The 11,909-nt window shown below is 68.8% G+C and carries 7 protein-coding genes; 2 read left to right on the forward strand and 5 right to left on the reverse strand.

Annotated features, from left to right (window positions below):
- Positions 1-268: 268 nt before the first annotated feature.
- The 5 genes from DVT68_RS09060 to DVT68_RS09080 form a co-directional block, all read right to left on the reverse strand.
- Positions 269-3,307: an efflux RND transporter permease subunit gene (locus DVT68_RS09060; protein ID WP_114824750.1), complete on the reverse strand. Its 3,039-nt coding sequence runs from the start codon at positions 3,305-3,307 to the stop codon at positions 269-271.
- On the reverse strand, positions 3,304-4,350 hold the full coding sequence (locus tag DVT68_RS09065) for an efflux RND transporter periplasmic adaptor subunit (protein ID WP_114824751.1): 1,047 nt from the start codon (positions 4,348-4,350) through the stop codon (positions 3,304-3,306). The genes DVT68_RS09060 and DVT68_RS09065 overlap by 4 nt, the downstream gene beginning before the upstream one ends.
- The gene (locus tag DVT68_RS09070) at positions 4,347-5,699 is read right to left on the reverse strand and encodes a TolC family protein (protein WP_114824752.1); all 1,353 of its coding nucleotides are present in this window, start codon (positions 5,697-5,699) and stop codon (positions 4,347-4,349) included. The genes DVT68_RS09065 and DVT68_RS09070 overlap by 4 nt, the downstream gene beginning before the upstream one ends.
- A 218-nt stretch (positions 5,700-5,917) precedes the next feature.
- On the reverse strand, positions 5,918-7,312 hold the full coding sequence (locus tag DVT68_RS09075; protein WP_114824753.1) for an ATP-binding protein: 1,395 nt from the start codon (positions 7,310-7,312) through the stop codon (positions 5,918-5,920).
- Positions 7,309-7,974, reverse strand: a complete 666-nt coding sequence (locus DVT68_RS09080) for a response regulator (protein WP_114824754.1) — start codon at positions 7,972-7,974, stop codon at positions 7,309-7,311. The genes DVT68_RS09075 and DVT68_RS09080 overlap by 4 nt, the downstream gene beginning before the upstream one ends.
- Before the next feature lie 417 nt (positions 7,975-8,391).
- Here DVT68_RS09080 and DVT68_RS09085 point away from each other — a divergent pair, with 417 nt between their 5' ends.
- The gene (locus DVT68_RS09085; RefSeq protein ID WP_233523444.1) at positions 8,392-10,803 is read left to right on the forward strand and encodes a DEAD/DEAH box helicase; all 2,412 of its coding nucleotides are present in this window, start codon (positions 8,392-8,394) and stop codon (positions 10,801-10,803) included.
- On the forward strand, positions 10,800-11,681 hold the full coding sequence (locus DVT68_RS09090; RefSeq protein WP_114824756.1) for a ribonuclease H-like domain-containing protein: 882 nt from the start codon (positions 10,800-10,802) through the stop codon (positions 11,679-11,681). The genes DVT68_RS09085 and DVT68_RS09090 overlap by 4 nt, the downstream gene beginning before the upstream one ends.
- Positions 11,682-11,909: the final 228 nt, after the last annotated feature.

The raw sequence follows: 11,909 nt of genomic DNA on the forward strand, positions 1-11,909 counted from the left end.
GCCCGCCCGCGAACCTGGAGGGCAAAGCCCGGAAGGCGCGCCATCGGGGTGGCCTTTCTCTTGGTTACTTCTCTTTGGCCAAACAAAGAGAAGTAACCCGGCGGCCGGCAGGCCGGCGGAAGCCCGCCGCAGGCGAGCCAGCTGATGGCAACCTCGAATCAAAAGCCAAGAGCCAAGTCACTGGATCCCAGCCTTCGCTGGGATGACGAGCTATGAAGGTAAACGCGAGCGACGCGCCGCGCGCTCCGAAGCCAGCAAGCGTGCCCACTCAGGCACCCTTCTCCCCCCGCGGCAACCCCAACCCAATCAACGTCGGCATCACCACCAACACCAACGGGTACTGCAGCATCAGACCCGCGATGATGGCGATGGCCAGCGGCTGCTGGATACCGGCCCCCTGCCCCAGCGCGAGCGCCAGTGGCAACAAAGTCAGAATGGCGGCCAGCGTCGTCATGGTGATCGGGCGCAGGCGGTTGCGGCTGGCCTCGCGCAGGGCCTGTCGCGCCGGCATCGTGCCGGCCATCGTCACGTACTCGGAGACGTAAAAGATCGCCATCTCCGTGCCCATGCCGATGATCATCGTCATGCCCATCATCGCGGTGATGTTGAGGTCCACGCCGGTCAGCCACAGCGCGATGAATACCGCGGTGGCCGAGAACAGCGAACAGCCCATCATGATGAGCGCCAGGCCCGGGCGTCCGTACAGGAACAGCAGCAGCACGAACTCGGCCACCAGCGCCATCAGGAACACCTTGCTGAGTCCAAGGAAGGCGATCTGCTGTTGCTGGTAAAGGCCGCCCAGTTCGTAGCGCATGTCCGCATCGAGCATGCCCGGCCGCGCCAGCAGCTTCTTCACGTCGGCCACCGCCGCGCCCATGCCGCGACCTTCGATGCGCGCGGTGACCGCCACCATCTGCTGGAGGTTCTCGCGTGAGATCTGCGGCTGGCCGGTTTCGGTGGCGATGTTGGCGACGCGGTTCAACGGGAACACGTGGCCGTCCGGCGCGCGGATCGGCAGCGCCAGCAGCTGCGGCTGTCGCCACTGCATGGCGTCGGGCATGCGCACGCGCACGCCTACGCTCTTGGTGGCTTGCGGCAGCTCGGTGGCGACCACGCCGTTGAGCGCGTTGTTCACCGCCTGGGTCACCGCGCCCACGGTCATGCCTTCGAACATGGCCTTGTCCGCGTCCACCTGCACATTGAGCGCGTCACCAGCGAGCTGCACGCCGTCCTTGATCTCCACCACGCCAGGCACGTCGGCCAGCGCCTTGGCGATCTTCTGCGCCTGCGGCACCAGCTGGCGCGGGTCGGCGGCGTAGAGCTTGATCTCGATCGGCTGCGGCACGGCGGTGAGGTCGCCGATCAGGTCTTCCATCAGCTGGGCCAGCTCGACCTGCACGCCGGGCACCTCGTGCTCGACGCGCTCGCGCACGTCGCTCATCACTTCTTCGGTGCCGCGTTCGTGCCCGGGCTTGAGCCGCACGAAGAAGTCGCCGTGATACGACTGGCCGAGGTCGCCACCCAGGCCGGTGCCGAGGCGGCGGGAGAAGGTGTCCACTTCCGGCATCTCGCGCAGGATCGCTTCCACCTGGCCGATCTGCCGCGCGGTTTCCGGCAGCGAGGTGCCAGGCGTCGTGTAGTAGTCCATCACGAAGCCGCTTTCGTCCACCGCCGGCATGAAGCCGGTGGACACGCGCGTGTAGGCCAGGCCGCCGACCAGCAGCAGCGGCAGCACCACCGCCAGCAGCAGCGCGGGACGGCGCGACAGCCCATCGAGCAGGCGGGAATGGCCCTTGCCGAGCCAGCTCTCATGATCCTGGCCGGGATCGTGCCAGCGCTGGAAATCCACGAACTTGCGCAGCAGCGGCGGCACCACCCACGCGGTGACCAGCCACGACACGGTCAATGCGCTGGCCATGGTCACCGACAGCGCCTTGGAGAACGCGCCGGTGACGCCGCTGAGCAGGCCCAGCGGAATGAACACGATCAGCGTGGCGAGGCTGGAACCGGTGAGCGGCGGCAGGAACTCGCGCGCGGCCGGCAGCACCGCGTCGCGTCCGCCCGAACCGGTGGCGCCGGCGCGGCGCGCCACGTGCTCGACCATCACGATCACGTCGTCGATCACCAGGCCCACCGCCGCGGCAATGCCGCCCAGGGTCATGATGTTGAAGCTCAGGCCCAATACCTGCAGCAGCAGCACCGTCACCGCCAGGGTGATCGGCACCACCAGCATGGCGATCAGGGTCACGCGCAGGTTGCGCAGGAACACCAGCAGCACGGCGGCGGCGAGCAGCAGGCCGATCAGCACCGCATCACGCACGCTGCGCGCCGACTCCACCACGAGCTGGCTCTGGTCGTACCAGCTCGTCAGTTTCACGCCCTTCGGCAGGCGGAAACCATCCAGCTTGGCGCGCACCTGCTCGGCGATCTGCACCGCGTTGCCATCGGGCTGCTCGTAGACGTTGAACAGCACGGCCGGACGGCCGTCCTCGCTGACCTTGATCCACTGCGGCACGTAGCCTTCATGCACCGTGGCCACGTTGCCGAGGCGCACCCAGCCGTGCGGGTCGCTCTTCACCACGATCTGGCGGATCGCCTCGACCTCTTTCAGCGAATGGTCGGCCACCACCAGGTACAGCTTGTTGCGGTCCTGCAGGCGGCCCACCGCCTGCAACTGGTTGGCGCCGGACAGCGCGGCGCTGAGGTCGTCGATGCTCAGCCCGTACTGGGCGAGCTTGCGCGGGTCGGCTTCCACCTGAAGTTCCGCGGTTTCGCCGCCCTGCACGTCGACATGCGAAAGACCGGGCACCGAGGCGAGCAGCGGCACCAGCTGGTACTGCGCGAGATCGCGCAATGCCACCGGCGACAGCGTGTCCGACTGCAGCGCATAGGAGATGATCGGGAACACCGTGGGATCCATGCGACGCACGTTGTACGTCGCGCCCGGCGGCAGGCTGGGCAGCACGCGCGCGATGGCCGAATCCACCTGCAGGGTGGAGGCGATCATGTCGCGGCCCCAGCCGAAGTCGACCGAGATCTGCGACGAGCCGCGCGTGGTTTCCGAACGCACGCTGGCCACGCCGGGCACGGTACGGATGGCTTCTTCCACCGGTCGGGTCAGCAGCAGGGCGGTCTGGTCGGCCGGACGGTCGCCGGCATCCAGATCGACAACCACGCGCGGGAACGAGACCTGCGGAAACAATCCCACCGGCAGCGTGAACGAACTCGCCAGGCCGGCCAAGGCCAGCGCGACGGCCACGATCACAATGGCCCGGGCATGCCGGGCGAGCCAGCCACCACCACTCATGGGCGCGCTTCCGGCTTGGCGGTGCGCACGGCCATGCCGTCATCGAGCTGGGTGGCGCCTTCGGTCACCAGCGGACGGTGTTCGTCCAGCGCGCCGCTAGCCACGCTCACCGTGTCGGATTCGCCGAGCAGCTTCACCGGCACGCGCACGGCCTTGCCGTCGGCGACCTGGAATACATGGCGATCGGACTCGCCGCCCTGCACCGCGTCGCGCGGCAGCAGCCAACCCTGCCACTGACCGACGACGATGTCGGCGCGGAAGCCTTCGCCGCCGACCAGCGCGCCATCGGGCACGATTTCCACGTCCAACTGGTGCGTATGCGGATTGAGCGCGCGCGCCACGCGGCGCACCGTGCCATGCATGGCCTCGCCGCCACCCAGCGGCATGAGTTCAGCCTTGGCGCCGACCTGCACGCGGCCCATCGCCGAACGCTCGATGCCGGCAGTGACTACCAGGCCGTCGCCGCGCTGCACTGACAGCAACGCCGCCCCCGGCTGCAGCACGTCGCCTTGTGCGGCATCGACCGTGACCACCGTGCCGTCGAACGGTGCATTCACGTCCATCACCGGCGTCTTGCCCTGCTGGCGAATCAACGCATCGAGATTGGACTGCGCATCGGACAACGCCTTCTCGGCCTGCGCCATCTGGTCGCGCGTGGCCAGCTGCTGCGTGAGCAGCTCGGCGGTGTGTGCACGCGCCGCCTGCGCCACGTTGAGCGCGCTCTGTGCCTGCACATAGGCAGCCACGGCGGAAGGCGCCAGCTCGAACGAAAGCAGCCGCTGCCCGCGCTTGACTGGCGTGCCAGCGGTGACCGCCCACTGCGTGACGCGGCCCGAGGCCTGCACGCTGAGCACCTGCGCCGCGTCGGCGGCGGGACCGGCGCTGCCGAAAGCGGCCACGCGCTCCGGCAGGCTGCCCTGATGCACGGGAACCAGCGTCACCGCGGCGCTTACCGCGCCGTTGTCAGCCGACTCCTCGCCACCGCAGGCTGCCAGCGCCAGCGCCGCGGTTGCGGCGGCCATCCATCGCAGTGAAGACATCATGATCCAATCACATCCTGGTCAAGGGAAACGGGCATGCCACGGCCCACCAGCAGTGCCAGCGCGGCCTGCTGTTCGAGCATGGCCTGCTCGATGGCGATCAGCGCCATCTGGCGGTTGATGGAGGCGACGTCGAGATCAACGTAGCCACGCAGGTCGAGCAGGCCGGCGTGCCATGCGGCTTCGGCCTGCGATGCCGCACGCGCGGCATCGGCCGCGGCCGGCGTCAGCGCCTGGCGCTGCTGCTCGAGCTGCGCGTACTGCGCCAGCAACGCGTCGACGTCGTCGCGCGAGGTGGCCAGTCGCGTGGTGTATTCGATATGCAACTGCTCGCGCGAGGCGCGGGCCACCGCGATGTTGCCCTGGTTGCGATCGAACAGCGGCAGCGTGAAGGTCACCGCCGGGCCACCGTTGCGCACGCGACTGTTGTCCTGCGACGCGGCATAGCCGAGGCTCAGCGCGGGGAACTGGGAAAGCACCGCCGCGCGCAACGTGGCGTCCTGTGCCTGATAGCCGAGCTGCAGTGCGACGAGGTCGGGGCGACGGTGGCGCACGCTGTCGGCCTGCTGGCGGATCGCATCGGCATCCAGCGTGGGCGCCGCGAGCGACTCCACCAGCGGCACCACCACTTCGGGCTTGAGGCCGAGCAAGGCGGCGAGCTGTTGCTGCTGGTCGAGCTGGCGGCGCTGCAGGTCGTTGAGATTGGCGCGAGCATCGGCAGCGGCGGCCAGATCGGAGGCGGTGGTGATGCGCTCCATCGTGCCCGCGCCGATCGCCTTGGTCAGGCGCGCCTCACGCTGCGCGAGCAGGTCGAGTGCCTGCTGCTGCCAGCGGATCAGGCGGGCCTGTTCGACCAGGTCGATCACCAGCAGGCGCGCCTTGCCGACGGTCTGCCATTGCTCCCACAACAGGCCCGCGTCGACTGCATCGGCGCTGGCCTTGGCGGCCTCACGGCGCGGCTTGAGCGTGATCAGCGCGGTGATGTCCTCGCTGATCGATGCCGTCCACGCCGTGGCGTCGCCCGGGCCGGACATCAGATAGCCCACGCTGCCGCCGATCACCGGATTGGGCAGCACGCTGTCCTGCCGACGCTGCGCCTGCGCCGCCTCATGGCGGGCGTGCGCGGTCCGCAGGTCCGGGTTGTTGAGCAACACCAGCCGCTCCACCGCCGCGGCGTCCATCGGCGACGTGGCGCTGTCGTAGCCATGCAGCTGCGTCAGCGAATCCGCCGAGGCCGCCTGCTCGGGCAAGGGCTCGGCCTGGTAGGTGGCGCAGCCGGCAAGAAGCGTCGCGGCGAGGGCGCCGACGCAGGCGAGCTTGGCTGGGCGAAACAGCTTGAACGGGAACGACACCGAAGGATCCGTGCACGGTGAGGGAGTGAACACCCTATCGGAACTGGCTTAGATTTGACTTTGTAAAGGCGCGGATTACCCCCTCTCCCCTCCGGGGAGAGGGTAGGGTGAGGGGACAACCTTGCGGGGAGGCTGGTTAGAGCAAGCTTCGATGCGGCTTCTTCGCGAGCACCCGCCCCTCTCCCCAGCCCTCTCCCCGGCGGGGAGAGGGAATAAGGTCAGTGCTCCGAGGTGAGGGGAATACGCACACACACGCGCAACCCCTGCCCCAGCGGCGAATCCAGCAATTCGATGCTGGCCTCGTGCAATTGGGCGGCGCGCTGCACGATGGACAGCCCCAGGCCATAGCCCTCGCCGCGACTACCGACCTCGCGATGGAACCGCGCAAATACCGCCGCGCGACGCTCGGGCGGAATGCCCTCGCCGTTGTCGATCACGTCGATCACCGCATCGCCTGCCGACCGCGCGATCGCCAGCTGCACCAGACCGCCGCTGGGCACGTGGCGCAGCGCGTTCTCAAGCAGGTTGCGCAGCAGCGCCGCCAGCGCGACCTCGTGACCACGCACCATCAGCTGACCGGGAGGCAGCGCCACATCCAGCTCGGCGTCGCTGTCGGCAATCACCGGCGACAGGTCTTCAATCGCGGTACGCGCCACCGCCAGCAGATCCACGTCGCTGCGCTGCGTTGCGCGCGAGCTGCTTTCCAGACGGGCCAGCGACAGCAGCTGCTCCACGCGTCGCGCCAGCGCCGCCAGGCTTTCGCGCGCATCAGCGAGTGCGGCGTCGGCTTCGCGCGAGTCACGGCTGGCCTCAGCGTTCTCGAGGTTGATCATGGTGGAGGCAAGCGGCGTGCGCAGCTCGTGCGCGACGTCGGCGCTGAAGCGGCGCTCGCGTTCCAGCGCGTCTTCCAGCCTTGCGAACTGGTCATTGAGCGCCGTCAGCACGGGTTCCAGCTCGCGCGGGGCGCCGGTCACCTCCAGCGTGTCATGGCTGCCGGGCTTGCGTGCGGCCAGCCGTGCCGCCAGCGCATCCAGCGGCAGCAGGCCACGGCGCACCGCCCAGCCCACCAGCAGCGCCAGCACCGGCAGCGCGATCAGCGGCGGCAGCGCATGTTCCAGCCACAGCGCATTGGTGATGTCGCGACGACTGTCGTAGCGCTCGGCGGCGCGCACCACCACGCCATCGGCGGTCGGCGGCAAGGTGAACAGGCGCCAGCGGTAACGGCCGTGGTGCACGTCCTCGAAACCCACGCGCCCGGCCGGCGGCGGCAAGTCGGCGACGTTGCCGCTAGCCATCAGCATGCGGCCATCGCGGTCGAATACCTGATAGCCCACTTCCGATTCGAAGGTGTGGCCATGCAACACCAGTTCCTGCGTCGCGTCGCTGGTGACCGGCACCACCACGCCATGGCCATGCTGCTGCAGCGCCGGCAGGCCGATCTGGCCGATCATCACCTGGAGCGTGCGGGCGGACTGCGCCAGCCGGCCGTCGGACAGTTCGTCGGCCTCGTGGATGGTGCGGCGCAGGCTGTAAATGCCGAGCGGCAGCAGGACCAGGGCGAGCACGCCCAGGATCAGCCAGCGCAAGCGCCCACGCAGGCTGCCGCCCGTCACTTCGGATCCCGCGGAAGCATGTAGCCGAAGCCGCGCACGTTGCGGATCGTCTCGAAGCTGAGCTTGCGCCGCAGCGCGTGCACCAGCACTTCGAGCGCGTTGTTGCCCACCACGTGGTCGATGCCGTAGAGCGAATTCTCCAGGCTTTCGCGACGCACGAGGCGGCCGGCGTTTTCCATCAGCGCCTGCAACAGCGCGAATTCGCGACGCGTGAGCTCCACCGGCTCGCCGCGGAAAGTCACCTCGGAGGTGCCCAGGTCCAGCGTCAGCGCGCCCACATCGATGCGATTCACCGCGAGACCGCGGGTACGCCGGCTGAGCGAACGGATGCGTGCGGCCAGCTCCTCCACGTGGAAGGGCTTGATCAGGTAGTCGTCGGCGCCGGCATCGAGCCCGTCCACGCGCGCGGCCAGCGTGTCGCGCGCGGTCATCACCAGCACCGGCGTGTCGATGTGCGCCCGACGCGTCTCCGTCAACACCTCGATGCCATCGCGGCCGGGCAGGCCCAGGTCGAGCAGGATGAGGTCGGCGGTGCGGTCGCGGATGGCGTTGAGCGCGGTGCGGCCGTCGCGCAGCCACGACACCGTGTAGCTCAGCCGCTCGAGCGCGCGCTGGAGGGCGGCGCCGAGCTGCGCGTCGTCTTCGACCAGAAGGATGTGCACGAGGCGGTGGCTCCAGCGATTCCGGCAATTGCCGGGTCATTATGGGGCGGATGGCTTATGAATCGCTTAAGGGCTGGGGGCAAGGGGCGAAGCGGACCACCCGGCGTTGCAGCAAGTCCGCACCCTCTCCCCCAACCCCTCTCCCGAAGGGAGAGGGGCAAGTGCGCAAACCTCCGAGAAATAACCCTTCTCCCTCCGGGAGAAGGTGCCGGCAGGCGGATGAGGGTGCGGGCCTCGCAGCACGCATGACGTTCGGCACAACACCGCACCCTCTCCCCAACCCCTCTCCCTGTGGGAGAGGGGCTATTCGCGCTTAGAGGAAGAGGGGCTTCCTGCTCCGGCCCCTAGTCTCACGAACTGAGACGGCCCGGCGCTGCAATGCCCTCCCTTGCCGGACGGAGCGCGCCGATGAATGCCTTGCCCAATCCCCTCGCCCAGCGCGCGGTGCGTGCCGATGGCGCGCTGGGCGCCCCGGTGTCCGGCGGCGACCAATTGGCGCGGCGACTGGCCAGGCGCTATGCCGACCGCATTACCGGGTCCTTCGTGCAACCGGACCGCGAGGGGCGCTACGCCCCGCTGCCCGGCGACATGCCGCCGGCGCTGGCGCAGGCCCTGCGCAGCCGCGGGATCGAGCAGCTCTACGACCACCAGGCGCAGGCCTGGGACGCCACGGCCGCGGGCGAGCATGTGGTAATTGCCACGCCCACCGCCTCGGGCAAGTCGCTGTGCTACACGCTGCCGGTGATCAGCGCGGCGATCCGCCAGCGGGCCAAGGCGCTGTTCCTGTTTCCCACCAAGGCGCTGGCGCAGGACCAGGTGGCGGAGCTGCTGGAACTCAACCAGGCTGGCGATCTCGGCGTGAAGGCCTTCACCTTCGATGGCGACACGCCAGGCGACGCGCGCCAGGCGATCCGCCTGCATGGCGACATCGTGGTGAGCAACCCGGACATGCTGCACCAGGGGATCCTGCCGCATCACACCAAATGGGCGCAGTTCTTCGAGAACCTGCGCTACGTAGTGATCGACGAGGTGCACACCTATCGCGGCGTGTTCGGTTCGCACGTGGCCAACGTGCTGCGCCGGCTGCAGCGCGTGTGCGCGTTCTACGGCGTGTCGCCGCAGTTCATCCTGTGCTCGGCGACCATCGGCAATCCGGCCGAACACGCCAGCGCGCTGATCGAGCAGCCGGTTACCGCCATCACCGAAAGCGGCGCGCCGGTCGGCGAAAAGCATGTGCTGCTGTGGAACCCGCCGGTGGTCAATCCCGACCTCGGCCTGCGCGCGTCGGCGCGCTCGCAGTCCAACCGCATCGCGCGCACGGCGATCCGTGCCGGGCTCAAGACACTGGTGTTCGCGCAATCGCGGCTGATGGTGGAAGTGCTCACCAAATACCTCAAGGACGTGTTCGACAACGATCCGCGCAAGCCGCCGCGCATCCGCGCCTATCGCGGCGGATACCTGCCCACCGAGCGCCGCGCCGCCGAGCGCGAGATGCGCGCGGGCCAGGTGGACGGCATCGTCAGCACCTCCGCGCTGGAGCTTGGCGTGGATATCGGCGCGCTGGACGTGGTGGTGCTCAACGGTTACCCGGGCAGCGTGGCGGCGACGTGGCAGCGCTTCGGCCGCGCGGGCCGCCGCCAGCAGGCCTCGCTGGGCGTGCTGGTGGCCAGCAGCGATCCGCTCGACCAGTACCTGGTGCGCCACCCGGAATTCTTCCGCGGCGCGCCGCCGGAGCACGCGCGCATCGCGCCGGACCAGCCGCTGATCCTGCTCGACCATATCCGGTGCGCCGCCTTCGAGCTGCCGTTCGCCGCGGGCGAACTGTTCGGACCGCAGGACGCCACGCCCTGGCTGCAGGTGCTGGCCGAGGAAGGCGTGCTGCATCCGGAAGGCGGTCGTTATGAATGGATTGCCGACAGCTACCCGGCCAACGCGGTGTCGCTGCGCTCGGTAGCGGACGGCAACTTCGTGGTGGTGGACCGCACCAACGGCCGCCAGACCATCATCGCCGAAGTGGATTTCAGCGCCGCCTCGCTGACCTTATACGAGGGCGCCATCCACATGGTGCAGTCCACGCCCTACCAGGTGGAGAAGCTGGACTGGAACGGCCGCAAGGCCTATGTCACGCGCACACAGGTGGACTACTACACCGACGCCATCGACTACACCAAGCTCAAGGTGCTCGAGGCCTTCGACGGCTCGCATGCCGGCGCCGGCAGCGCGCACCACGGCGAAGTGCACGTCGCGCGGCGCGTGGCCGGCTACAAGAAGATCCGCTACTACACGCACGAGAACATCGGCTACGGCCCGGTCAACTTGCCCGACCTGGAACTGCACACCACCGCGGTATGGTGGCAGCTGCCTCAACGCGCGCTGGACCAGGCCTTCGACCATCGCCAGCAGGCGCTCGACGGTTTTCTCGCCGCCGCGCATGCACTGCATATCGTCGCCACCGTGGCGGTGATGGCCGAGGCGCGCGACCTGCAGAAGGCGGTGGGCAGCGGCGACGGCGCGTGGTTCGCCACGCCCGATGCCAACGGCCGAGCGCAGCTGCGCTCCAGCTTCGGCGAGACGGAAGCCATCACGCAGGGACCGTTCGTGCCCACGCTGTACCTCTACGACGCCTTCCCCGGTGGCGTGGGCCTGAGCGCACCGTTGTACGAGCGTCGCGAAGACCTGGTGCGACTCGCGCGCGAACTGGTCCAACGCTGCGACTGCCGCAGCGGCTGTCCCGCCTGCGTCGGCCCGGTGCTCGCATCCGACGAGCAGGGCGACACCGCGCTGAAATCGCTCGCCACGCGCGTGCTCGACCTGATCATCGCCCTGTGAGCGCGCTGGCCGACAAACTGCGCGGCCTGCGTCGCCAGGCTGGCGTCGCTTCGGCGCCATCGGCGCGTCGTCCCGAACCGATGGCGGACAACCTGCGCGCATTGCTCGGTGTGCGCCAGCGCGCCCAACAGCCGGTTCGTCGCGTGGCGGAACCTGTCGCGCTACCGGGGCGAACCATCGCGCCGGGCGTGCAGCTCAGCGAAAGCGTGGAAAGCTGGCCGCCCATGCCGGCGGCGTTCGACGCCAGCTTCGCGCGCATTGCGGAAACGATTGCGCCCGAACGGCTGCTGTTGTTCGACACTGAAACCACCGGACTCGCCGGCGGCACGGGCACTCGCGCCTTCATGATCGGCGTGGCCGACTGGCACGAGGGACGTTTCCGCGAGCGCCAGTTGCTGATCACCACGCTGGGCGGCGAAGAGGCCATGCTCGACTGCTTCGCCTCGTGGCTGCGTCCGGACAGCGTGCTGGTCAGCTACAACGGCAAGTCCTACGACGCGCCGCTGCTCAAGACACGATTCCGCCTGCACCGCCGCGCCTGCCCGCTCGACGGCCTGACACACATCGACCTGTTGCACCCGGTGCGCCGACGCTGGCGCGGCGTGTGGGAGAACTGCCGCCTGGCCACCGCCGAGCGCCAGCTGCTGCGCGTGGTGCGCGAGGACGATCTGCCGGGTTCCGAGGCGCCTGCTGCGTGGCTGGGTTTTCTGCGAAGGGGTTCAACGGGGCCGCTGCATCGCGTGGCGCGGCATAACAGTCAGGATTTGCGGAGTTTGGGGGGGATTCTTGGGCATTTTGTGGCGGCGAGTGAGGGGGATCTTGTGGTTGCTGAGGCAGCGTCACTTGCCACCGGTGTGGTCGGACAGACGTTCCGGTAGCGGCCATCTCGCCCGTCATCCCAGCGCGGGCTAGACCTGGTGCGAAGCGCGCAGAACGCCGGAGCGAGGCTACCCGCCACCGTGTAGCTCCCCTCAACGTCATCCCAGCGAAGGCTGGGATCCAGTGCCTTTCGCTTTTGATTTGAGGCTGCCTCGATCGGGCTCGCCTGCGGCGGGCTTCCGTCCTCCTGCCGGAGGCCGGGTCACTTTCTCTTGCTTGCCCAAGAG

The sequence above is a fragment of the Dyella solisilvae genome (assembly GCF_003351225.1).
GTDB classification, from domain to species: Bacteria; Pseudomonadota; Gammaproteobacteria; order Xanthomonadales; family Rhodanobacteraceae; genus Dyella; species Dyella solisilvae.

What these genes read in the sequence shown, in the direction of transcription:
- DVT68_RS09065 (WP_114824751.1), bottom strand. Translation starts at nt 4,350, where the DNA reads ATGATGTCTTCACTGCGATGGATGGCCGCCGCAACCGCGGCGCTGGCG.
- DVT68_RS09060 (WP_114824750.1), bottom strand. Translation starts at nt 3,307, where the DNA reads ATGAGTGGTGGTGGCTGGCTCGCCCGGCATGCCCGGGCCATTGTGATC.